The organism is Streptomyces sp. NPDC020747, assembly GCF_044334695.1.
Lineage (GTDB): Bacteria > Actinomycetota > Actinomycetes > Streptomycetales > Streptomycetaceae > Streptomyces.
On sequence record NZ_JBIRTJ010000021.1, the window covers coordinates 73,461 to 95,991 of the forward strand.

Here is a 22,531-nt window from a genome sequence, read left to right on the forward strand (position 1 = left end):
GCCACATGGCACGCAACGAACTCCGTCCGGTCGTCAAGCTCCGGTCCACGGCCGGGACCGGCTTTACGTACGTCACCCGCAAGAACCGCCGTAGCGACCCCGACCGGATGACCCTGCGCAAGTACGACCCGGTCGTCCGCCGGCACGTCGACTTCCGAGAGGAGCGCTGAGCGTCATGCGCGAGGAGATCCATCCGGAGTACGGTCCCGTCGTCTTCCGGGACCGGGCCGCGAACCACGCCTTCCTGACCCGCTCGACCCTCGTCGCCGGGGCGGGCGGGAAGACGATCGAGTGGGAGGACGGCAACACCTACCCGGTCGTCGACGTCGAGATCTCGAACGTGAGCCACCCCTTCTACACGGGGACGGCCCGGGTCATGGACACGGCCGGCCGCGTGGAGCGCTTCGAGCGCCGGTTCGGCCGACGCGGGGAGCGGTGATGCTGTCCGTCGCCATCGTGGGCGGGCTGCACGCCGATGCCCGCCGGGCGGCCGTGGACCGGCTGCTCGCCGAGGTGCCCGGGTCGGTGGCGCTCCACCACGACCTGGCAACGGCCGTACAGGGCACGGTTGTTCGCACCGTTCGCGACCGCACCGGGATCGTCTCCGCCGGTGAGGCACCCCTCGTCAACGACTGCGCGTGCTGCGCCCTGCGCGAGGACCTGGTCCCCGAGCTGGAGCGCCTCGCGGCGGACGGGCGGACCCGGCTCGCGATCGTCGAACTCTGGGACTCGGTCGAGCCGAAGGCGATGGCCGAGGTGGTGGCGGAGGCGATGGCGGGCGCGGAGCTCCGCCTGACCGGCGTCATCACGGCGGTCGACCCCGCCCTGGTGCTGCCCTACCTCGGCAACGGCGACGACCTCGCCGAAGCGGGCCTCGCCGCTGCCGCCACCGACCGGCGCACGGTCGCCGACACCTTCGCCCGCCAGCTGGAGTACGCGCCCGTCCTGGCCCTCGCCACCTCGGACGACGCCGACGACGAGGACCGCGCACTGCTGGCCCAACTCCATCCGACGGCCCGCCAAGTTCCGATAGGCAACGGCGACTTGGCGGTCCGAGCCGACGGGGAGCCCGGGCGACACCCGCTCGCGGAGGCCGCCTTCGGCGGTTTCGACGTGGAGGCGGCCGCCGCCGCTCAACATCCGGCCTGCGCGTTGCTGCCGGCCGAGGCGGACGAGTGCGGGGTCTCCACGCTCGTATGGCACCGGCGGCGGCCGTTCCACCCGGAGCGGCTGTACGCGGCGCTGGAGGATCTGTGCTGCGCGGCGGCGCGCAGCCGGGGGCGGTTCTGGCTCGCGGACCGGCCCGACACGCTGCTGCACTGGGACGCCGCGGGAGGCGCCCTGTGCGTGGAGAACGCGGGGCCCTGGCTGGCCTCCCTGCCCGACGCGGCCTGGGAGTTGGTGCCGCCGGTACGCCGTGCCGCTGCCGCGCTCGACTGGCACCCGGAGCACGGCGACCGCTGCCAGCACCTCGTCTTCACGTCACCCGGCCTCGACCGCGACGGAGTCGAACTGCTCCTGGAGTCCTGCCTGTTGACGGACGCGGAGTACGCCGCCGGCCGCACCGCCTGGAAACAGCTCCCGCCCGCCTTCGACTCCCTCCTGGAGGTCTGACCATGCCCCGCAAGCCCGACCGCAAGCCGTCGCCCCGCCCCAATCCGCTGGGCACGGCGAAGATCACGTACATCGACTACAAGGACACGGACCTGCTGAGGAAGTTCATCTCCGACCGGGGCAAGATCCGCAGCCGGCGGGTCACGCGGGTGAGCGCCCAGCAGCAGCGGCTGCTGGCCCGCGCGATCAAGAACGCCCGGGAGATGGCCCTGCTGCCGTACTCCTCGCGATAGGCCCACGGCCGACCCCGAGACCCCCACGACCCGACCCGCCTGCCCCACTGTGCACATGCGACCCTCACGGCCCCCTCCTTCCCATTCATCTCATGGGCGGGAGGGGGCCGTTCTGGAACACAACGGGCCCGGAACGCGTCCCTTACCCATGTGGGGGCATGCGTTGGAACGATTCGGCCCGCGGGACCGTCAAACGTGTAACCGCAGGACCACCCCCCGTGCACGTGCATCTGCTCATGCAACTGCATGTGAAAGAGCGGCTATGATCCGGGCAGTTGACCAACACTGCATCACTGGCAACAGACGCCAATGCACCACCGGGGAGCGACCTGTGGACCACGACGTGTACAACGGCATGGCTGCCACGGAGCTGCGCGGAGCGGCCTGGCAGAAGAGCATGCACAGCAACTCGCAGGGCTCCTGCGTGGAGTTCGCCCGGCTGCCGGGCGGCGAGGTGGCGGTGCGCAACTCGCGCTTCCCCGACGGGCCCGCCCTCATCTACACGCCTGCCGAGATCGAGGCCATGCTCCTGGGCATCAAGGACGGCGAGTTCGACCACCTGATCGCGGGCTGACGGCGGGCGGACGGCCGGCCGGTGCGGGCGACTCGCCCCGATCAGGGATGTTCACGGACCGTGAGCGTCCGGTGACGCGCGTAGAACCGCGGCGCGAAAGAGCGCCGCGGTTCCTCACGCGGAAGGGTTCAGCCGGAACAGCGCCCAGACGACCTTGCCGTTGAGCGTGCCGGCCAGCGGGTGCCATCCCCAGCCGTCGGCGAACGAGTCGACCAGGAACAGCCCGCGGCCCGACTCCGCCGAGAAGTCCTCGGAGTCACCCGCGACCGGGCTGTCGTGACTGGGGTCGCGCACCGCGCACACGAGTCTCTCGGTCCACCGCATCAGGTGCAGCCGCACGGGCGCGTCCTGGTCGCCGGGGCGCGGGGTGTCCGCGGGCAGGGCGTGCCTGAGCGCGTTGGTGACGAGTTCCGAGACCACCAGACAGACGTCGTCGAAGCGGTTGCCGATGTCCCACTGGTCCAGCGTGCGGCGGGTGAACTGCCGCGCGTCGCGCACCGCTTCGTAACGGGGTGGCAGGGCGCAGGAGGCGGCGTTGGACACGGACGCGGGGTCCAGTGGCGGAAGCCCCTGCCGTAACGGCTCGAGCATGGTCGATCCATTCGTCCCCATGCGAGGCACTCCCGGGGTTCGCGGTCGTTGCGATGCAGCGGTGGCGCGAGACCATCGTTCCGAATGCTTTCGGCAGATGCAAGGGCAGATGCACGTGCACGTGCCCGAATTGGACCTTCCCATACCGCTTCTTGGTCATTTTTTCCGCGACCTTCTTGCCGCTTTTTCGTGTCTGGCTTGTCTTCTCCTTGCCGATTCCTGTGTGTCCTCGCTGAAACCTTGCCGTTTCTGTAATCGAACGAGTACTGCTTGGAGTGTTTTAGTGGCAGACTGCGGCCCTTGAAGACGGGTTGGGGAGGCGGACGAACGTGAGCGCGCAGGAGTCGGGATCGGTGGTACGGCGCATGCTGCTCGGCTCACACCTGAGGCGGCTGCGCGAGTCGCGCGGCATCACCAGGGAAAAGGCCGGCTACTCGATCCGAGCCTCCGAATCGAAGATCAGCCGTATGGAGTTGGGCCGGGTGAGCTTCAAGACGAGAGACGTCGAGGATCTGCTGACGCTCTACGGGATCGCCGACGAGGCGGAGCGCACCTCCCTGCTCTCCCTCGCCAAGGAGGCCAACGTCGCGGGCTGGTGGCACAGTTACTCGGACGTCCTGCCCAGCTGGTTCCCGACGTACGTCGGCCTGGAGGGCGCCGCGTCCCTGATCCGCTCCTACGAGGTCCAGTTCGTGCACGGCCTGCTGCAGACCGAGGCGTACGCGCACGCGGTCGTGACGCGGGGCATGAAGGGCGCGAGCGAGGCGGACATCGAGCGGCGCGTGGCGCTGCGCCTGGAGCGCCAGAAGTACCTGGTGTCGGAGAGCGCCCCGGACTTCCACGTCGTACTCGACGAGGCCGCGCTGCGACGCCCGTACGGCGACCGGGAGGTGATGCGGGGTCAGCTCCAGCACCTCATCGACATCTCCCAGCGTCCCAACGTGCGGCTGCAGGTCATGCCGTTCAGCTTCGGCGGGCACGCGGGCGAGAGCGGGGCCTTCACGGTGCTCAGCTTCCCCGAGTCCGACCTGTCCGACGTCGTGTACCTGGAGCAGCTCACCAGTGCGCTGTATCTGGACAAGCGCGAGGACGTCACGCAGTACGAGAAGGCGATGAAGGAACTCCAGCAGGACAGCCCGGGTCCCGACGAGAGCCGTGACTTGCTCAGGGGCCTGCTGCAGCTCTCCTGAATCTGCTCTCCAACTCCCTTGAGACACCAGTACGATGACGTGTGATCAGACCGTGAAGATGATCGTTCGGGTGTCTGCCGCGGCAGCAAGGGATTGAGGGATCACATGTCGTCCTACTTCACCGACCTGGCTCAGCAGTACATCGACGGCGAGTGGCGTCCCGGTACCGGCTCCTGGGACATCATCGACTTCAACCCGTACGACGGTGAGAAGCTCGCGTCGATCACGATAGCCACGGTCGACGAGGTGGATCAGGCCTATCAGGCCGCCGCCCGCGCCCAGAAGGAATGGGCCGCGACGAACCCGTACGCCCGTCGTGCCGTGTTCGAGAAGGCGCTGCGGATCATCGAGGAGCGCGAGCAGGAGATCGCCGAGGTGATCATCGCGGAGCTCGGCGGCACGCATCTGAAGGCCGGCTTCGAACTGCACCTCGCCAAGGAGTTCCTGCGCGAGTCGATCAACCTGGCGCTGCGGCCCGAGGGCAGGATCATCCCCTCGCCGGTCGACGGCAAGGAGAACCGCCTCTATCTCGTCCCGGTCGGCGTCGTCGGTGTGATCAGCCCCTTCAACTTCCCGTTCCTGCTGTCGCTGAAGTCCGTCGCGCCCGCCCTGGCCCTCGGCAACGGCGTGGTCCTCAAGCCGCACCAGAACACCCCGATCGTGGGCGGTTCCCTGGTCGCGAAGATCTTCGAGGACGCGGGTCTGCCGGCCGGTCTGCTGAACGTCGTGATCACCGACATAGCGGAGATAGGCGACGCCTTCATCGAGCACCCCGTCCCGAAGGTCATCTCATTCACCGGCTCCGACAAGGTCGGCCGCCACGTCGCCACGGTCTGCGCCGCGAACTTCAAGCGCTCCGTCCTCGAACTCGGCGGCAACAGCGCGCTGGTGGTCCTGGACGACGCGGACATCGACTACGCCGTGGACGCCGCGGTCTTCAGCCGGTACGTGCACCAGGGCCAGGTCTGCATGGCCGCGAACCGCGTCCTGGTGGACCGCTCGATCGAGGCCGAGTTCACCGAGAAGTTCGTCGCCAAGGTCAAGACGCTCAAGGTCGGCGACCCGAACGACCCGGCGACCGTCATCGGCCCGCTCATCAACTCCTCGCAGGCGGACGCCGTTTCGGGCGTCGTGGACCAGGCGATCGCCGAGGGCGCCACCGCCCTCGTGCACGGCACGGTCACCGACAACCTCGTCGAGCCGTCCGTCCTGACCGGCCTGCCCGCCGACTCCGACATCCTCCGCCAGGAGATCTTCGGCCCGGTGGCGCTCCTCGTCCCCTTCGACGGCGAGGAGGAGGCCGTACGGATCGTCAACGACACCCCGTACGGGCTGAGCGGCGCCGTGCACACCGCCGACGTCGAGCGCGGTGTCTCCTTCGCCAGGCAGATCGACACGGGCATGTTCCACGTGAACGACGGCACCGTGCACGACGAGCCGCTGGTCGACTTCGGCGGCGAGAAGTCCTCGGGCATCGGCCGCCTGAACGGCGAGTCGACGGTCGGCGCCTTCACCACCCAGAAGTGGATCTCGGTACAGCACGGGCGCAGCTTCTTCCCGTTCTGACCCGCCGACCGTTCTGACCTGCCAACTCCTTTATGGGGCGCCCCTGCCGGCTTCGGCGAGGGCGCCCCGTACCGCGTCCCGGGGATGCGGGGCGTGCGGGGCGCGCGGCACGCCTCAGCGGCGGCTGAGCAGGTAGGCGTCCGGCCCGTACGCGGCGGCGATGTCCTGCGCCGGGATGCCGAGCATCGTGGAGAACGCCGTCACGACCGGCAGATGGGCCGCGCCGGGCTCGTCGCCGGTGAGGAGGTCCCCGACCGCGTCGCGCAGCGCGGGGCTGAGGCGAAGCTGGTCGACGGCCATCCTCGCCGTCTGCGCGGTGCCCGGCTCCTGACGGCTCAGCAGGCGGTAGAGCGCCATCGCCACCCGCCCGGTCGCCGCCCCCGCCCCCGCGTGCTCCCGGGCGTACGCCTCCGCGGAGCCGTGCGCGGCGAGGCTCAGCGCGTCCTGGATGCCGAGGGTCGTACCCGCCGCGAGGATCGGGTGGATGTGCCCGACCGCGTCGCCGACCAGCGCGATCCGGCCCTCCCCGTAGTGCACGCGGGGGCGAAAACCGGTCGCGGACCACGTCAGCCGGCCCGCCGCCAGGGCGTCGGCCAGCGGCCGGCGCAGCACCTCCGGCATCAGCGGCACGAAATGACGGTGCAGATACGCGTGCAGCGCGGGCGGTCGCGGATGGGTCGGGGGCACGTCGAGGACCACCCGGATCGTGTCGGGAGCGATGGAGTAGATGGCCACCCCGTGCCCGGGCAGTTCGCTCGCGACCTGGAACGACTCGTAGACCGGCAGCCCGGGCCCTTCGAGCACGACACCGGCCGAGTGCGACACGACGGTCTGCGGGGTGTGCCCGAACAGCGCGCGGCGGACGCCGGAGGAGCGGCCGTCCGCCGCCACCACGAGGTCGGCGCGCAGCCGCGTCTCCTGCCCGTCGCGGGTCAGCCGGACCGTGCCGTCCGGTGTGGCCGCGGTGACACGGGCGCAGGTGAGCACCTCGACCCCGGGCCGCTTCACGACACTGTCCCGCAGCGCGTCCACCAGCTCCGCGTGGGGCATGGACACGGCCCGCATGCCCCGCCGGTACGGCACCACGACCGGCTCGTGCCCCTCGTCGGCCAGGTGCATGCTGACGCCGGTACCCCGGACGTGGCCGCCCTCCGGAAGCGCGAGGCCCCAGCGCAGCAGCACGTCCGCCGCGGTCGGATGCAGCCACTCCACGGCGAACGGCGAGGCGGGCCCCCGCTCCATGCGCTCGACCACCACGACCCGGGCACCGCGGTCGGCCAACGCGTGCGCGGCGGCGCAGCCGACCGGGCCGGCCCCCACGACGATCGCGTCCACGGAATCGCTCATGCCTGGCTCACATCCCGGGCTGGCGCCCTGTGTTGACGGTGCGTCACTGTTCGTGACCGATCGCCTACGGAACCTAACCCATGTCCGTTCTCCGCCCCGGCGGCGTACCACGATCGGGCGAGAAGGTCGCCGAGCCCGCACGGCGCGGCGACGGGACCGGTAGGAAGGGGGCAACCGTCGGGTGGCGCACCAGGCCGTTCCGAGGGCCGTGCAGGGTCGTTGGGAGAGTGCCGCACCAGGCCGGTCCGTGGGCCGTTCCGGGCCGACGGCGACCGCTTTTCCGACCTATCGCCAGGCGTGACGTGCGACGTGACGGCTGTGAAAGAAGGGCTCCTTGTCCCCCGTTCTCCGTCAGCCCGCCGCCCCCGGCCCCGCCTCCGGCCCCGCCTCCGACCCAGCACCCGGCATCGCCGCCGCCTACGCGTCCTGCCGACGGCTGGTGAGGTCGTCCCGCTCCGTCGAGTACTCCGTCATGCAGCTGATGCCGGCCGCGCTGCGCCCCGCGTGCTGGGCCATGTACGCGGCCGCCGTGACGACCGACGCCCTCGTCGACGACGAGGAGGGCAGCCCGGCCGAGCGCGCCGCGAGGCTGCAGGCCTGGGTGGACGCCCTGCGCGCGGAGCTCTCGGAGACGGGGTCCTCGCCGGTGGGACCGCCGGTCGCGGGGCCCTCGCGCGCGGGGCTGTCCCAAGGACCCGGGGGTGACGGCCGGGATCGCGGCGATCCGGTCCGCCGCGCGCTCGCGGACACCATCCGAACGTGGCAACTCGACGTCGAGACGTTGACGCCCGTCTTCACCGCCCTGCGCGAGGACGCCTCGGGCCGCCGCCCCCAGACCTGGCGCGAGTGGAGCCTGCGCACCCAGGCGGAGAACACGCCATGGGCGATGTGGTGCCTGACTCTCCTGACCCGGGCCGGAGTTCCCACCACGGTCCGCCAGGAGCACCTGGAGGCCATGCCCGCCTTCCTCGACGGCCTCTACCTCACCGACACCCTCACCGACCTGGCGTCCGACCTCGGCCGCGGCATCCTGACGCTCCCGGAGGAGGCCCTCGCGGCCCACGGGGTCCCCGAGGCCGACCTCCTCGCCCGCCGCTGGACACCGCCCGTCGAGGCACTGATCGCCGGCCTGACGGAACAGGCCCACGACTGGCTGGAACAGCCCGCGCTGCAGCGGGGGGTGCACCCGGGGATGGCCGTGCTGCTCCGCACCTCCACCGATCTCTTCCGGGCCCGCGTCCGCACCGCCCGACGCCTCGGCCCCGCGATTCTCCACCGCACCGCCGAACTCTCCCCGGCCGTACGGCTGCGGCTGCTCGCTCCGGCCCGCGTCCGTGCTGTACGAGCCTGGCGGCAGGCCGCGCTCGTACAGCCGGTCGAGCCCGTGGTGAGCCTGCCCGAGCCCAGGCGCGAGGCCGACCCGGCGTTCCTGCCGCCGGTGCCGCCCCGCCCCCACCCGAGCGGAGAGCGCGCGCCGGACATCCCCGCGGAGCGGCTGCCGCGGCACGTGGGCGTCATCATGGACGGCAACGGCCGCTGGGCCGCCCAGCAGGGACTGCCCCGCAGCGAGGGCCACCGCGTCGGCTCCGACGCCACCCGCGACGTCGTCCACGGGGCGCTGGAGCTCGGTCTGAGCCATCTGACGCTCTACGCGTTCTCCACCGAGAACTGGCGGCGCGACGCGAGCGAGGTCGCCCGGCTGTTCCGCACCATGCACGACACCCTGCGCGACTCGGACCTGCGCTCCCTCGACGTCCGGCTGCGCTGGGCGGGCACTCCCGAGGGGCTCCCGGTCGACCTGGTCGACGCGCTGCGGCAGAGCGCGCGCGACAGCCGTCACCGGACCGGGCTGACGCTCACGCTGTGCGTCAACTACGGGGGCCGCGCCGAACTCGTCCAGGCCGCGGCCGGGTTGGCCCGTGCGGCAGCCGCGGGCGAGCTGGACCCGGACCACATCGACGAACGCCTCCTCGCCGCCCACCTGCCGCACCCCCACCTCCCCGAGGTCGACCTGCTGTGGCGCACCGGCGGTGAACACCGGATCTCCAACTTCCTTCCCTGGCACCTCAGTTACAGCGAACTCCACTTCACCGACACGCTGTGGCCCGAGGTCGACCGCCGGGACCTGTGGCGGGCGGTCAGTACGTACACCCAGCGCAAACGAAGGCACGGGGCCGCGCCGGTCGTGGAGGGCACGCGGGTCTGAAGTCCCGCGTGCTTTCGGCCCGAAGTCCCCGTCTGTGGCCTGGAGTCCCGGAATTTCGGCCCGGGTCCCGGCTCTCATTGAGGACAGAAGCTGACCGCAAGGGTCCGTAACTTGGTTGATGTCAGCAGGCAAGAGGACTCGGTGAGAGGCGGCCACTCATGGTCATGCACGTGAACGCGGAGGCCCACGGCGACGAGCGCGGGGCGCTGCTCGCTTTCCTGGACGAGCAGCGCGGGGGCATCCGCCGGACGTTGCTCGGCCTGACCGACGAGCAGGCCGCGACCCACCCGAGCGCCAGCGAACTCTCGCTCTCCGGGCTGCTCAAGCACGTCACCGAGACCGAGCAGGGCTGGCTGTCGCGGGCCCGGCAGGTGGCGCCCGACATCCAGCGCTCCGAGGAGAACTGGGGCGACAGCTTCCAGCTCGTCGGCGACGAGACCGTCGAGTCGATGCTCGTCCAGTGGGACAAGGTCGCCCGGCAGACCGAGGACTTCATCCGGTCCGTGCCCAGCCTGAACGACACCTTCCCGCTGCCCGACGAGCCCTGGTTCCCGGACGACGAGGCCGTGTCCATGCGCTGGCTGATGCTCCGCCTGATCGCGGAGATGGCCCGGCACGCCGGCCACGCCGACGTCATCCGCGAGTCCCTGGACGGCAAGACCGCCTTCGAGCTGGTCGCGCAGCAGCAGGGCGCCTCCTGGGGATGAGCCCTGGGGGGTGAGTCCGGGGGCCGGTCCCGGGGCCGGCCCTGGGGGTGAGGCGCCGCCCGGCCCCGGGGCGACGGGCCATACGCTGGCCTCATGTCAGCGATCCGTCTCCTCGTGCTCGGCGCCGTGCGCCAGCACGGCCGGGCCCACGGCTACCAGGTGCGCAACGACCTGGAGTACTGGGGCGCGCACGAGTGGTCCAACGCCAAGCCGGGCTCGATCTACCACGCGCTCAAGCAGATGGCGAAGCAGGGCCTGCTGCTTGCCCACGAGATCGCGCCCTCCACGGCCGGCGGCCCGCCGCGCACGGAGTACGAGGTCACGGAGGCGGGCACCGAGGAGTACCTCACCCTGCTGCGCCAGTACCTCACCGCGTACGACCAGAAGCCGGACGTGCTCACCGCCGCGCTCGGTTTCATGGTCGACCTGGACCGCGAGGAAGCCCTCGAACTGCTTGAGGAGCGGGTGCGCGCCATAGAGGAGTGGCGCAAGGGCGTCACCGAGTACTACACGCCGGAGGAAGGCCCCGAACAGCTGGGCCACATCGGCGAGATCATGAACTTCTGGGTCACCTCCGCGGACACCGGCGCCCAGTGGACCCGCGGCCTGATCGAGCGGATCAGGGGCGGCGCGTACGTCTTCTCCGGCGAGGGGGATCCGTTCGTGGGGGTGCTGGCGGAGGACGAGGAGAACCCGTACGCGACGGGGGAGTCCCATCCGGGGGACGCGCGCTGAGGGGAAGGTCGCGTGCTCGGCGAGGGCTCGCGGGCTCCGGTCTCGGAGAATTTTCGCTAATCAAGTTTGACTAAACGCCCGGACGGGCATACGGTTCACCGGCGCACTGGTAGTCAAGTTTGATTACTCGAAGGTGAAGGGAGCCCGATGACCGACGTGATCGTCGTCGAGGGCGTACGGAAGAGGTACGGAGACAAGCACGCGCTGGACGGGCTCGACCTGAGCGTCGGGCGCGGCACGGTGCACGGAGTGCTCGGGCCGAACGGCGCGGGCAAGACGACCCTGGTCCGCGTCCTGGCCACCCTGCTGCGGCCGGACGAGGGCCGCGTCGAGGTGGCGGGGCACGACGTGCGGACCGACGCGCACGAGGTGCGCTTCCGCATCGGACTGCTCGGCCAGCACGCGGCGCTCGACGAGGAGCTCGGCGGACGGCAGAACCTGGAGATGTTCGGCCGCCTCTACCACCTGGGCGCCCGCCGAGCGCGCGTGCGGGCCGACGAGCTCCTGGAGCGCTTCGGCCTGGCGGACACGGGCCGCAAGGCGGTCAAGCAGTACAGCGGCGGCATGCGGCGCCGTCTCGACCTCGCCGCCTCGCTCATCACCGAACCGGAGGTGCTCTTCCTGGACGAGCCGACGACGGGCCTGGACCCGCGCGGACGCGCGGAGGTGTGGGACGCGGTGCGCTCCCTGGTCGGCGGCGGCACGACCGTGCTGCTCACCACGCAGTACCTGGAGGAGGCGGACCAGCTCGCCGACCGGATCTCGGTCGTCGACCGGGGCCAGGTCATCGCGGACGGCACGGCGGACGAGCTGAAGGCGAAGACGGGCGGCGACCGGATCGACGTCGTCCTGCACGACGCGGGCCAACTGGGCGCCGCCGTGGCCCTGTTGCCGTTCGACAAGGCCACCCTCTCCGTGGACGCCGACCGGCGCCTCCTCAGCGCCCCGGTCACCGACCGCATGACGGCCCTCGCCGGGGCCGTACGCGCCCTGGAGGAGGCCGGGATAGAGGCCGAGGACATCGCGCTGCGCCGGCCGACCCTGGACGAGGTCTTCCTGCACCTGACCGGCAAGACCGAGGAGGCCGCGTGAGTACGTCGTTGAGCTGGGCCGTCACCGACTCCTGGACCATGACCCGGCGCGAACTCGCCCACTGGGCACGGCAGCCCTTCCAGGTCTTCGTGGGGCTGGCGTTCCCCGTGATGCTCCTGCTGATGTTCGGCTATCTGATGGGCGGCGGCAGCGGCATCTCGGGCGACTACCGCGAGTACCTGGTGCCGGGCATGTTCGCGCTGACCATGGCCTTCGGCCTGGACGCCACGATGGTCGCGGTCACCCAGGACCTCAACAAGGGGGTCATTGACCGGTTCCGGTCGATGCCCATGGCCGTCGGCGCCGTTCTCGTGGGCCGTTCGGCCGCGGACATGCTGCAGTCTGCCCTCTCCCTGGTGGTCCTCGTCGGCGTCGGGCTCGCGGTCGGCTGGACCTGGCACGGTTCGTTCGCGGCCTTCCTGGGCGCGCTCGGCCTGCTGCTCCTGCTGCGGTTCGCGATGCTGTGGATCGGCATCCACCTGGCCATGGTCGCGGGCAAGCCGGAACTGGTGGTCACCGTGCAGATCCTCGTCTGGCCGGTCAGCTTCCTGTCCAACGCCTTCGCCACCCCCGAGTCCATGCCGGGCTGGCTGGGGGCGACCGTCGAGTGGAACCCCATGTCCGCGACGGCCACCGCGGTCCGCGACCTGTTCGGCAACGAGGGCGGCGCCGCGAGCACCTCCTGGGCGGCGGAACACGCCCAACTGCTCGCGGTGCTCTGGCCACTCGCCCTGATCGCGGTGTTCTTCCCGCTGGCGGTACGGAGGTTCGGGGCGCTGAGCAAGTAAGGGGGGCGGAGGTGGGCCGGGGCCCAGAGGGATGCCGTTGGCGAATTCCGCATGACGAGGGCCAAGTGTGCGCACAGTCTCAGCGACACGGCGTGTCGCTGGGACTCACCCGCCACTTGACGGCCGTGTGCCGTCAAGCCTGGGCGTTCCTCCACTCCACGAGTGCCGCGCCGAGCTCAGGGCCGTAGGTCAGGTCCGCGATGGTGGGTGTGCGTGCGCGTCGGTACAGGGTGCGCAGCACGTCTCCGAACGGTTCCTCGCGTAGGACCAAGGCGGTCTCGCCTGCTCCTGTCAGATCGCCCCGACGTACCTTTGCGTGCCAGAGTGGCAGCAGATCCCGACACAGCCGGAACATGCGGACCCGGCCGCGTCTCAGCGTCTCCCGGTTGAGGTCGAAGACTTTGATCGACTCCAGGCCCTTTACCGTGAGACCGTCGTACGTTCCCGACACGGGCAGCAGCGTCAGATGGTCTGCCGGATCGTCGACGCTGGGATCCAGAAGCAGCCGCTCCCCGGTTTCGTCATCGCAGGGATACTCCTCCCGCTTCGCGTTGCTGTTGCAGAACGAGCAGGCCAGCAGGTGGTTCAGCCAGTCGAACGTACGCAGCGGGGCGAGCGCCTTGGGCTGGAAATGGTCGATGTCGGTGCCCTGGCTGTCCAGGCAGTACATGCAGCGCTGGATAGCCGGGGCCATGAGATGGAGCAGCACGCGTATCTCGCGTTTGGCCGCGCGGCTGCTGCCCCACACGGAGTCCGCAGCCGCGCTGTCGGCCCCCTTCTTCACGACCCGGTCGGTGCCGCTCGTGAGTAGCTCAAGTAACTCCTGCGGGGCAGGCAGACGCGTCACCGGGATCACCGGCCGCCTCCGAGTCTCGCCGCCACCTCGTCAACCCGCGCCGACAGGGAACTGGTGAGTAACTCGGTCAGCTCCCGGTACTCGCGCAGCTCTGCTTCGTTGGCCTCGTCGCGGAAGACCTTCCGCTCCAGTTGCACGAGCCTGCCGCGCTGCTTCTCGGCCTTGTTGGAGTACGGCGTCTCCAGACCGAACAACTCGGACAGCACCGCGTCATCGCCGCTGCCGTACACGACACGCCGGTACAGCGCCTCGTCGACGACCTCGGGTCCGCGCCGCTCCTCCGGTCCTGGCAGACGGATCAACCCGCCAGGGTCTGCCGCCTGGCAGATGTATGGACTGTGGCTGGTGACGATGAATTGGATCCGCGGGAAGTGCGTGCGCAGCCAGCCGCCTATCAGCCGCTGCCATGTGACGTGTAGATGGGCGTCCACCTCGTCAATGATCACCACGCCGGGCATCCGGACCACGGGGTGCTTCTGGGCGTCAGTGCTCGCGTCGAGCGTTCCGTACGCGTTCTGTAACTGGCGCACGATGTCCAGGACGAGGGCGGCGACCGTACGGAAGCCGTCGCTCATCTCCCAGAGCGGGTAGGCGCGTTCGGTGTCGCCGCCCGGTGCCACCCACAGCCCGTCGGAGTTCACATGCAGGGCGCGGTAGCCGTCCGGCAGCAATCCGTCGGAGAGTAGCTCCAGAATGGTTCCCAACAGCTCCGTGGCGTCCTGTTGGTCCTCCAGGCTGCGATGCGACAGCTCCTTGAGCCAGGCGATGCCCTCGTACAGGGACGCGTCCTCGTGGAAGAGCGAGGCCATCCGGCCCGCGGGACCGGGCGCGAGCATCAGCCGCTGCGCCTCACCTCCGCCGCCCGCCAGCCGCCGGAAGGGCCCGTAGGCGGCGCAGAACCAGCCCGGTGGATTGTTGGCCCAGGGGCCACGCGCGGCGTGTCTCTGGCCTGGATCGTCACCGTTGTACGAGGACATCTGAGGCTGTGGAGGGGCACCGTAGCGCGGCCTGCCTGCCTGCTTTCCGGGTGTCGCCCAGTCGAGACCGAGAACGAGGCGATCATCGGGCACGCTGCCGCGCCCGGTCAGCCGGTCGATGGTGTGGTCGGGCCGCACGTACACCCGCGCCTGTGCCGACTGTTCGCCGGTGGTGATCCAGCCGCCGAAGTCCGGTACGAGAGTGCGGGCCACCTGGGGGCCGGCGATGGCAAGCGCGAGGGTACGGAGGAACGTGGACTTGCCCGAGCCGTTGCGCCCGGCAAGCACGGTCCAGCTACCGCCGTCCTGCGGTGTGGGCAACGGGAGCTCGTCCACGGCACGCTCGGCGGTGAAGCCTCTGACGTTCGAGAAGCCGATTGCGGATACGTACACCCTGTCCTCCCCCCCACCCACGTGCGCTGGGCGGGGTCAGCCTCTCATGAGGGGCTGACATGGGGGAGGGGTGGTGTTCGGCACCGGATCAGCTCTTCAGGTGGGCTATGAATGCCGTCCAGGCGGGGGGGCTGACGATCAGGGCGGGGGCTTTGGGGCGCTTGCTGTCGCGGATGGGGGTGAGAGTGGGGTGGTTGGTGGCCACCTCTACACAGTTGCCCCCGTCGGAGTTGCTGTAGCTCGACTTTCGCCATTCGGCGCCGCTCAGGTCAGGTCGGGGGAGTCGCATGACGCGTTGTCCTCCATCACTTTCTGGATCACGTTCACAGACTTCCGTGGCGAGAGGGTGAAGTCCCTCAGCAGATCGTAGGACAGCTTCAACCGTTCTACTTCTGCCGGTTCCTCGAACAATTCGCCGTTTACGTTGGTCTCCGTGTACGCCGCAGATCTGCCGTCTGGCAGCCAGAGGATCGTGAGCGACGTGCCCATCAAGTGGTGTAGTCCCGCAGAGAAGGGCAACACCTGAAGCGTGACCTTCGGCTGTTCAGCGATGGTCAGGAGGTGTTTCAACTGCCGTGTCCAGGCCGCCTCGTCGCGCATGGGGCGGCGGAGTACAGATTCGTCCAGTACGGCGCGGAAGTGCGGTGCGTCCTCGTCGCGCAGCAACGACTGTCGACCCATGCGCGCGGCCACCTGCTCCTCCAACCCCTGTTCCTCGCCCGGGAAACTGAGGGCGAGTACGTCGCGGGCGTACTCCTTGGTCTGGAGTAGTCCAGGGATCGCGCCGACGGCGTACTCGTACCGTACGGTCGCCTGCCGTTCCAGTTCCATGAAGCGCTTGTACCTGTCCCGGAAGACGTCGTCCCGCGCCAACTCCTAAAGATCGACAAGGTGTTCCCCGGTCCCGTACACCTTGTCCAGTGCTTCCATAACTTCAGGTGACCCCAGCTTGACCCCTGTCTCCAGCTTGTGCAGATACGTCCGGTCGTATGTTGTCTCGCCCGCGAGGTCGCTCAGCGACTTGCCGGACCTCTCGCGAAGTCGGGCGAGTTCAGCGGCCAAAACCAGCCGCGCTGACCCGTTGTGATGGATGTTGCGGCTCGGGTTGGACTTGCGTGGCGGCATCCTTGGCGCCCCTCTGTGGTCCTGACGTGCGGGCCTACGCCCCTCCACTACCGACAGTAGATTGCGACCCATCACGCTGGAGACGCAATCGACAACTCCACGTGACGAAGGGAAAGTCGACGTGAGCACTTCAAATCCGGCCAGGGGATGGCGAATCGACCGCATCCCCGGCAAGCGAGTGACGGCGACTGACGAGGGCGTACGACTTCCGCTCTGGCTGCTGTACGACGGCCTACACAAGGCCGATGCACTGTTCCGCCTCAGCCGGACCGAGGCGGAGCAACTGCACGCCGAGCTGTGCTACGTGCTCGACGAGGGCGAGGCGCCGGCATGCCGTCCGGCGGCTGCCCGCTGGCCCTGACGGACGGGGGAGTGGACCTGGCCGCTCAGGCCCACTCCTCCGCCATGACGTCGGTCTGTTTCAGTACGCGGTCGATCGCGTCTGGCGCCTTGTCCGGCGGGTAGCCGAAGAAGTCCAGCAGGAACTGGACCCTGGCCCGGATGCGGTCCTGGGCCTGGCTCTTGACCCGCCAGTCGACGGTGACGTCCTTGCGGACGAGTTCGCACAGCCTGCGGGCGATGTCGCTGAGGACGCCCTGGCTCATCTCCAGTGAGGAGGGGTTGGCGGCGACCGCGTCGTAGAAGGCCAATTCGTCCTCGCTCAAGCCGAGTTCAACCGCGCGAGTCCGACTGGCGGAGACTTCGCGAGCGAACTCGACGAGGATGTCCATCGTCTGAGCGGTGCTGACCAGGCCGTTGTGGTACCGGTTCATCGTCTCCTGCATCCGCTCTGTGAAGGCGCGCTGCCGGGTGATGTTGCCGGGGTTGGCGTCGCGGATCTCCTTCATCAGCGAGCGGCGCAGGGCTTCGAGGGCGAGATTGGGGTGGCGGCTCGCCTTCAGCGAGGCCACGAACTCCTCGTCCAGGTGAGACAGATCGGGCTTGGTCAGGCCGGCGGCGTCGTAGATGTCGACGACACCGTCCGCGACGACTGCCTCGGCGTTGAGCTGTTCGATGAGGCGGTGCTGGTCGGCGGCGGTGGCCAGGCCCTGGTCCTTGAGACCGTCTACGTCGAGCTTCTCGCGCGAGGTGCGCACGGTAGCGAAGAACTGGATGTCCGGGAGGAGATCCTGAACGCCTGGGTGGGTCGGGCAGAGCGAGAATGCCTGGGCCAGCAGCTTGCCGTAGTGCATGAAGCGCTGGCGGCGCGTGGGCTTGCCCGGCTGGAGAGCGGGCTCGCCCTCCTTCAGGAACTCCAGGACGGTGTACAGGGCCTCCTGGTAGCCGGCCGAGTCGAGGGTCTCGCGCCACGAGCAGTCAACGAGCACCTTGAGGATCCGCTCGTGCATCTCCAGTACCGTCTTGACGGCTTCCGAGATGTCCGCGCCGAGGATCCTCTCGTTCTGATCGTCGTCCGAGGTGTACTCGGCGAGGGCGTCCGTGAGGTGCTGGGTCACCCCCAGAAAGTCCACGACCAGACCCGACGGTTTCTCGCCCCAGGTGCGGTTGACCCGGGCTATGGCCTGCATCAGGGCGGCCCCGCGCATCCGGCGGTCGAGGTAGAGGGTGTGCAGTGGCGGCGCGTCGAAGCCGGTCAGCCACAGCGACTGGACGATGACGAGTTCCAGCTCGTCCCTCGGCTTCGTGAGCCGTTCCTGGATGCGCTTGAGCTTCTCGGGGCTGCGGACGTACGGCGCGACCTCGTCGACGTCCTTGCCGGGGTTGCCGGTGAAGACCACCCGGATCTTGCCGCTGTCGTCAGGCAGCAGCCCGGTGTTCTCGTCGGGCTCTCCAACCCAGTCTGGGCGGCGCGTGGCCAGCGCGTTGAACAGGCGGGCGGCGATCCGGCGCGAGGAGCAGACGATCATCCCCTTGCCGGGATTGCCGGTCAGCTTGGTCATCTCCCGACTGCGGTCGTCCCAGTGGGACAGAACGGTGTCGGCGAGTACCCCTATGCGCTCCCGCGCACCGATCACGCTCTCGAACGTGGCGAACTGGGCACGCGCACGGGCCTGTTCAGCCTCGCTCAGCCCCTCGACGAGGCCCTCGGCCTGGGCGTCCATCTCGTCCAGATCGGCGTCCTCGGGCAGGCGGACCTTGTGAAGGATGGGCTCGTAGAAGACGCGGACGGTGGCACCGTCGTTGACGGCCTGCGTGTGGTCGTACGTGTGGATCGTCGGCCCGAAGACAGCGAGGGTGTTGCCGGTCCTGTTGTCGATCGGGGTGCCGGTGAAGGCGAGGAACGTGGCGTTGGGAAGGGCGTCGCGCAGATGGCGGGCGAAGCCGTCCTCGAAGTCGTAGTGGCTGCGGTGGGCCTCGTCGACGACGAGGATGACGTCCCGGCGGTCCGAGAGCAGCGGATGTCTGGCCCCCGCCTCCTTCTCGGCCTTGCTGATACGGAACTTCTGCAGCGTCGTGAAGATGACACCGCCGCCGCCCTCACGCCGGGTCAGGAGATCCTTCAACTCGGCGCTGTTACGGGCCTTGTCGGGCACCCCGCCGATCGCCCGGTGCAGGCTGTGGCTGGCGGCGAAGGTGTTCGAGAGCTGGTCGTCGAGGTCGATCCGGTCGGTGACGAGAATGACCGTCGGATTGGACAGCTCGGGGATACTGGTCACCTTGCCGGTGTAGAAAAGCATCTCCTCGCTCTTGCCCGCGCCCTGTGTGTGCCAGATGACACCCGCTCGGCCGTCCGTGGCGACGGCGGACCCGGTGGCGGCGAGTGCCGTGTTCACGGCGAGGTACTGGTGGGCCTTGGCGAGCTTCACCGTGTCCACGTTCCCGCCGGTGCCCTCGGCGGAGTACGAGAGGAAGTTCCCGACCAAGTCCAGGAAGTGATCGGGCTCCAGCGCACCGGCGATCATCCGCTCCAGCGCGCGGCCGTCCTCCCATTCCTCCTTCCGCTTAAGCAGGACACCGTCTTCGGCATGCCAGGGCGCCATGTGTTCCCAGGGCGTGAACGGCGTACCGAGACGGGCGGTCACCGCGTCGGAGGCGACGGTAACGCACAGGGTGCGGAACGTTCCGTCGCTCCTCAGCTCGCGCCGGTAGTTCTGGATTTGGTCGTACGCCGCGCGCGAGTCGTCCCGCCCGCTGGCCTTCTTCAACTCGATGACGCCGAGCGGGATTCCGTTGACGTACAGCACGATGTCGAAGACGAACGCCCGTTCACTGGCCGCGACTATACGGACCTGTGAAGCGGCGACGAGATCGTTTCCGTGCGGGTCGGTGAAGTCGATCGGGCGGACGGTGACGCTGTGTGTCTTGTCGGTGAGCGGGTCCCTGTACTCGACTTTCAGATCACCGGTGAGCTTCTTGTAGAACTGCCAGTTCTTGCGCACGTCGTTGCCGGGTGTCTGCCGCAGCAGTTCCGCGATCGCCTCTTCCACGGCATGGGCGGGGAGCTGGGGGTAGCGGGTGGCGATGGAGGTACGCAGGCGGGGGTAGAGAATCAGGTCACCCCAGTCGTTCCGGTGGCCACTCTTCGGGTTGAGCTGCTTGCCGGGAAAGTGCTGCCATCCGAATTCGGCGAGCTGATCGAGGGCGAGCGCCTCCCAGTCCCGCTCGGAGGAACCATCAGAGGAGCGTCCGGTGGAGTACTCCTCGGACTCCGGTGAAGCGGCAGCACTTTCGGCAGTCATGACGTGGCATCCTCCACGACGCGCTCGGCGTCCTTGATGCGGATCTTTCCGGTGACGAGTTGGGGGAGCAGGGTGTCTCTGAGGTCGGAGAGGGTGCGGTTCTCGCGCCGCACGGCACCCGCTCGCTGGGCGAGAGGCCGAACGGTTTCGGCGAAGGCTGTCGCGGCCCCCCCTTCGGGGAGCCTGACGCGGAGCTTCTCGATCCGGTCTGTGCCGAGACGGCCGGTACCGTGCCCGGCGGTGTCGACAAGCCCGAGGATCTCCTTGGTTCGGGATCGCAGGGCGAGGAGCAGCACGACCGGATCGATCCCGGGATGGGGAATCAGCGCCTTGCAGTCCTGGCCGAAGGCCACTTCGCGTTGTGTCAGGCCGACCCGGAACTCCGAGGTGAGACTCATGCCGCGTACGACGAAGATGATCGTGCCGGTGGGGACAAGCCGGGTCCCGTTCTTGGCCCCGAGTCGGGTGACCTTCCGCTCCGAGTCGTCGAGCCACGGGGACTTGAGGCTTGCGGCGGAGATCCACGGGATGTCGCCGTCCCAGTAGCTCGGCTCGCTGGTCGTGGGCGTCCCGCCGGACATCCACTTAGCGGTGTCCGACAGGGCGATCTCGGGCCAGCCCTGTTCGACGGCAGAGTCCCGGATGTATAGGGCCTCGGCTAGCTCGTATGCCGTGTTGGCGATCCGCTCGTTGACGGCGATCTTGTCGTCGAGGGCTCCCAGTACTCCGGAGATGGAATGTTGTTCAGCTCTTGAGGGAATGAGGATCTGCAATTTTTGAGCCGACCCAATATTGAAGTGCTGTTGTACGGCTCCTACTGTGTGCGCGGCTACAAAGGAACCCGCCGTGGCATTGATCGCGTAGCAAAGGAAGCGGGGATTTACGCTCTCGCTCGGCCGGGCGATGATGATATCCGAGCAATTTGCTGGTCCGAGTTCTTCTGGGATGAGTGCAGCGGCTCCGGGAGTTCCTGTGCGTACGATAACGATGTCGTTTGCTCTTAGTTGAGACTTCTTGAGGCGCTGATGGAATGAATCTCCAATGAATGCAAGATCTGAGAAGTTGAGGCGGCCCGGTCTAACATTCTTGGAGCGCAGAAATGGAATTCCCTGCCCTGTGTACTCGCTTGCCATCGAGCCAACGTGACCAACCGTGATGGTTGAGCACAGATCGGCCAGGTGGTGGTGTTGCCACGCGTTCATCACAGCCTTCCCACCTGCCTCCGCACCACAGACTCCAGCCGTCCCGACTCCTCGAACAGGCCGAACAGCTCCTTCGTCAGCCTCGCCACCTTCGCCTCCACCGACTCCGCGTCCGCGCTCTCCGCCACCTCCGCGACCCCCACATACCGCCCCGGCGTCAGCATGAAGTCGTTCTCCCGAACCTCCTCCAGCGAGGCGCTCCGGCAGAACCCCGGCACGTCCTCGTACGCCCCCGACCCCTCAACACCCCTCCACGCACGGAACGCCGAAGCGACCCGCTCGATGTCCGCCGGCGAAAGCTGCCGCAACGTGCGCCCGACCATCTCACCGAGCCCGCTCGCATCGATGAAGAGCACTTCACCCTTCCGCCCACGCACCCACTCCGCGTGCCGCTGCCCCTTGCCCTCCGCGAGGAACCACAGGCACGCCGGGATCTGCGTGGAGCGGAACAATTGGCTCGGCAACGCCACCATGCAGGCCACCAGGTCGTCCTCGACCATCGCGCGCCGGATGTCACCCTCGCCGCCCGACTTGCCGCTCATCGAGCCGTTGGCCAGGACGATGCCCGCCCGGCCGCCGGGGCGCAGCTTGCTGACCATGAGCTGGATCCACGCGAAGTTGGCGTTGCCTACCGGCGGGACACCGTAGACCCAGCGGTCGTCGATGCCGAGCCGTTCACCGCCCCAGTCGGAGATGTTGAACGGCGGGTTGGCGAGCACCACGTGGGCCTTCAAGTCAGGGTGCTGATCCTCGTGGAAGGAATCGGCGGGCTCTTCCCCGAGGTTTGCCTCGATTCCGTGGATGGCGAGGTTCATCTTCGCCAGTCGCCACGTCGTGAGGTTGCGTTCCTGCCCGTAGACGGAGACATTGAAGCGGTCACCGCCGTGCGTGTCGATGAACTTCTCGGTCTGGACGAACATCCCGCCCGAGCCGCACGCCGGGTCCAGAACCCGTTCCCTTTCCTGTGGCTCCAGCATCTCGACGAGCAGCTGCACGATGGACTCCGGGGTAAAGAACTCCCCGCCCTTGCGCCCCTCGGCGATCGCGAACTGCTCTAGGAAGTACTCGTACACCTCGCCCATCAGGTCCCGTGCCCCGGTGCGTCTGCCGTCCTCGCCGACCTGGGACTGGAACTCCAGCCGGTCGAGGAGCTGTACCAGGCCGGCGAGTGTCGTCTCGTTGACGCGCTGGCTGTTGTAGTTGTCGGGAAGGGTGTCTCGGAGGCTGGGGTTGACCTTCTCGATCGTGTCCATCGCGGTGTTGATGACCTCACCGAGGGAGGGACCGTCCAAGGTCCCCTTGGCCCGTTCCATCACCTCTTCCCAGCGGGCGGCCGGGGGAACGTAGAAGAGCCCGGCGCCCGTGTACTGCCTGCGGTCCTCAACGGTCTTGAGGATCAGCTCCTCCGACGCCTGGCCTTCGAGGCCGAGTTCGGCGAGCATGCTGCCGTCCCGCAGCTCCGCCTCCAGCTGTGCCCGTTTCTCGGCCATGGCCACGGAGACGTACTTCAGGAAGACGAGGCCGAGGACGAAGTGCTTGTACTCAGCGGCGTCCAGAGTTCCGCGCAGCTTGTCCGCGGACTTCCAGAGGATCGCCTTCATGGGCTCCGGCTTGGCTTCCTTCTTCTTCCGTGGGGGCACGGGAGTTCTCACTTCTCTTCTTCTTCGAGGGGGCAAGTGCGTGGCTCCTACGGC

The 22,531-nt window shown here is 68.7% G+C and carries 23 protein-coding genes; 13 read left to right on the forward strand and 10 right to left on the reverse strand.

Annotated elements, in window-relative coordinates:
- Positions 1 to 5 precede the first annotated feature (5 nt).
- From rpmG to ACH4YP_RS41540, 5 genes are all read left to right on the forward strand, one after another.
- Positions 6 to 170 carry a 50S ribosomal protein L33 gene (gene rpmG, locus ACH4YP_RS41520; protein WP_361050149.1) on the forward strand — a complete coding sequence of 55 codons (165 nt, stop codon included), beginning with the start codon at positions 6 to 8 and terminating at the stop codon, positions 168 to 170.
- Between the two features lie 5 nt (positions 171 to 175).
- A complete protein-coding gene (locus ACH4YP_RS41525) occupies positions 176 to 439 on the forward strand; it encodes a type B 50S ribosomal protein L31 (protein WP_361050146.1) in 264 nt (87 codons plus the stop codon).
- Positions 439 to 1,614 carry a GTP-binding protein gene (locus tag ACH4YP_RS41530; protein WP_361050143.1) on the forward strand — a complete coding sequence of 392 codons (1,176 nt, stop codon included), beginning with the start codon at positions 439 to 441 and terminating at the stop codon, positions 1,612 to 1,614. The genes ACH4YP_RS41525 and ACH4YP_RS41530 overlap by 1 nt, the downstream gene beginning before the upstream one ends.
- 2 nt (positions 1,615 to 1,616) lie before the next feature.
- Positions 1,617 to 1,847 (forward strand): 30S ribosomal protein S18, encoded by a 231-nt coding sequence (rpsR, locus tag ACH4YP_RS41535; protein WP_361050140.1) that lies wholly within the window; start codon positions 1,617 to 1,619, stop codon positions 1,845 to 1,847.
- A 355-nt stretch (positions 1,848 to 2,202) separates the two neighbouring features.
- Positions 2,203 to 2,421: a DUF397 domain-containing protein gene (locus ACH4YP_RS41540; protein WP_055610780.1), complete on the forward strand. Its 219-nt coding sequence runs from the start codon at positions 2,203 to 2,205 to the stop codon at positions 2,419 to 2,421.
- A gap of 114 nt (positions 2,422 to 2,535) precedes the next feature.
- On the opposite strand, the gene ACH4YP_RS41545 is transcribed toward ACH4YP_RS41540, so the two are convergent.
- Positions 2,536 to 3,012 carry an ATP-binding protein gene (locus ACH4YP_RS41545; protein ID WP_361050137.1) on the reverse strand — a complete coding sequence of 159 codons (477 nt, stop codon included), beginning with the start codon at positions 3,010 to 3,012 and terminating at the stop codon, positions 2,536 to 2,538.
- Between the two features lie 365 nt (positions 3,013 to 3,377).
- Here ACH4YP_RS41545 and ACH4YP_RS41550 point away from each other — a divergent pair, with 365 nt between their 5' ends.
- Complete coding sequence (locus ACH4YP_RS41550; protein ID WP_398496433.1) at positions 3,378 to 4,202, forward strand: helix-turn-helix domain-containing protein; 825 nt, start codon at positions 3,378 to 3,380, stop codon at positions 4,200 to 4,202.
- 105 nt (positions 4,203 to 4,307) lie between these two features.
- A complete protein-coding gene (locus ACH4YP_RS41555) occupies positions 4,308 to 5,768 on the forward strand; it encodes an aldehyde dehydrogenase family protein (protein WP_398496343.1) in 1,461 nt (486 codons plus the stop codon).
- Between the two features lie 114 nt (positions 5,769 to 5,882).
- Here the strand turns inward: ACH4YP_RS41555 and ACH4YP_RS41560 are convergent, their stop codons facing one another.
- Positions 5,883 to 7,115 carry an FAD-dependent oxidoreductase gene (locus tag ACH4YP_RS41560; protein WP_398496345.1) on the reverse strand — a complete coding sequence of 411 codons (1,233 nt, stop codon included), beginning with the start codon at positions 7,113 to 7,115 and terminating at the stop codon, positions 5,883 to 5,885.
- A gap of 334 nt (positions 7,116 to 7,449) precedes the next feature.
- Here ACH4YP_RS41560 and uppS point away from each other — a divergent pair, with 334 nt between their 5' ends.
- From uppS to ACH4YP_RS41585, 5 genes are all read left to right on the forward strand, one after another.
- Positions 7,450 to 9,321, forward strand: a complete 1,872-nt coding sequence (gene uppS / locus ACH4YP_RS41565) for a polyprenyl diphosphate synthase (protein WP_398496346.1) — start codon at positions 7,450 to 7,452, stop codon at positions 9,319 to 9,321.
- Between the two features lie 158 nt (positions 9,322 to 9,479).
- The gene (locus tag ACH4YP_RS41570) at positions 9,480 to 10,028 is read left to right on the forward strand and encodes a DinB family protein (RefSeq protein WP_398496348.1); all 549 of its coding nucleotides are present in this window, start codon (positions 9,480 to 9,482) and stop codon (positions 10,026 to 10,028) included.
- 93 nt (positions 10,029 to 10,121) lie between these two features.
- Positions 10,122 to 10,763: a PadR family transcriptional regulator gene (locus ACH4YP_RS41575; RefSeq protein WP_398496350.1), complete on the forward strand. Its 642-nt coding sequence runs from the start codon at positions 10,122 to 10,124 to the stop codon at positions 10,761 to 10,763.
- 147 nt (positions 10,764 to 10,910) lie between these two features.
- Positions 10,911 to 11,855 carry an ATP-binding cassette domain-containing protein gene (locus tag ACH4YP_RS41580; protein WP_361050116.1) on the forward strand — a complete coding sequence of 315 codons (945 nt, stop codon included), beginning with the start codon at positions 10,911 to 10,913 and terminating at the stop codon, positions 11,853 to 11,855.
- A 38-nt stretch (positions 11,856 to 11,893) separates the two neighbouring features.
- Positions 11,894 to 12,643 carry an ABC transporter permease gene (locus ACH4YP_RS41585; protein WP_398496435.1) on the forward strand — a complete coding sequence of 250 codons (750 nt, stop codon included), beginning with the start codon at positions 11,894 to 11,896 and terminating at the stop codon, positions 12,641 to 12,643.
- Between the two features lie 133 nt (positions 12,644 to 12,776).
- Here the strand turns inward: ACH4YP_RS41585 and ACH4YP_RS41590 are convergent, their stop codons facing one another.
- The 5 genes from ACH4YP_RS41590 to ACH4YP_RS41610 form a co-directional block, all read right to left on the reverse strand.
- Positions 12,777 to 13,499 carry an HNH endonuclease gene (locus ACH4YP_RS41590; RefSeq protein WP_398496352.1) on the reverse strand — a complete coding sequence of 241 codons (723 nt, stop codon included), beginning with the start codon at positions 13,497 to 13,499 and terminating at the stop codon, positions 12,777 to 12,779.
- A complete protein-coding gene (locus ACH4YP_RS41595) occupies positions 13,496 to 14,869 on the reverse strand; it encodes an AAA family ATPase (RefSeq protein WP_398496354.1) in 1,374 nt (457 codons plus the stop codon). The genes ACH4YP_RS41590 and ACH4YP_RS41595 overlap by 4 nt, the downstream gene beginning before the upstream one ends.
- Before the next feature lie 88 nt (positions 14,870 to 14,957).
- Positions 14,958 to 15,158 (reverse strand): DUF397 domain-containing protein, encoded by a 201-nt coding sequence (locus ACH4YP_RS41600; protein ID WP_398496356.1) that lies wholly within the window; start codon positions 15,156 to 15,158, stop codon positions 14,958 to 14,960.
- Complete coding sequence (locus ACH4YP_RS41605) at positions 15,134 to 15,700, reverse strand: DUF5753 domain-containing protein (protein ID WP_398496358.1); 567 nt, start codon at positions 15,698 to 15,700, stop codon at positions 15,134 to 15,136. Before ACH4YP_RS41605 ends, ACH4YP_RS41600 begins: the two co-directional genes overlap by 25 nt.
- Before the next feature lie 45 nt (positions 15,701 to 15,745).
- Positions 15,746 to 15,994, reverse strand: a complete 249-nt coding sequence (locus tag ACH4YP_RS41610) for a helix-turn-helix domain-containing protein (RefSeq protein ID WP_398496360.1) — start codon at positions 15,992 to 15,994, stop codon at positions 15,746 to 15,748.
- A 121-nt stretch (positions 15,995 to 16,115) separates the two neighbouring features.
- Between ACH4YP_RS41610 and ACH4YP_RS41615 the strand changes: the two genes are divergently transcribed.
- A complete protein-coding gene (locus tag ACH4YP_RS41615) occupies positions 16,116 to 16,355 on the forward strand; it encodes a hypothetical protein (protein WP_398496362.1) in 240 nt (79 codons plus the stop codon).
- Between the two features lie 25 nt (positions 16,356 to 16,380).
- Here ACH4YP_RS41615 and ACH4YP_RS41620 read toward each other — a convergent pair whose 3' ends face one another.
- From ACH4YP_RS41620 to ACH4YP_RS41630, 3 genes are read right to left on the reverse strand one after another with little or no spacing between them, the layout of a single operon-like run.
- Positions 16,381 to 19,635 carry a type I restriction endonuclease subunit R gene (locus tag ACH4YP_RS41620; protein ID WP_398496364.1) on the reverse strand — a complete coding sequence of 1,085 codons (3,255 nt, stop codon included), beginning with the start codon at positions 19,633 to 19,635 and terminating at the stop codon, positions 16,381 to 16,383.
- Positions 19,632 to 20,837, reverse strand: coding sequence for a restriction endonuclease subunit S (locus ACH4YP_RS41625; RefSeq protein WP_398496365.1), 1,206 nt, complete (start codon positions 20,835 to 20,837; stop codon positions 19,632 to 19,634). Before ACH4YP_RS41625 ends, ACH4YP_RS41620 begins: the two co-directional genes overlap by 4 nt.
- A complete protein-coding gene (locus tag ACH4YP_RS41630; RefSeq protein WP_398496366.1) occupies positions 20,837 to 22,489 on the reverse strand; it encodes a type I restriction-modification system subunit M in 1,653 nt (550 codons plus the stop codon). Before ACH4YP_RS41630 ends, ACH4YP_RS41625 begins: the two co-directional genes overlap by 1 nt.
- Positions 22,490 to 22,531: the final 42 nt, after the last annotated feature.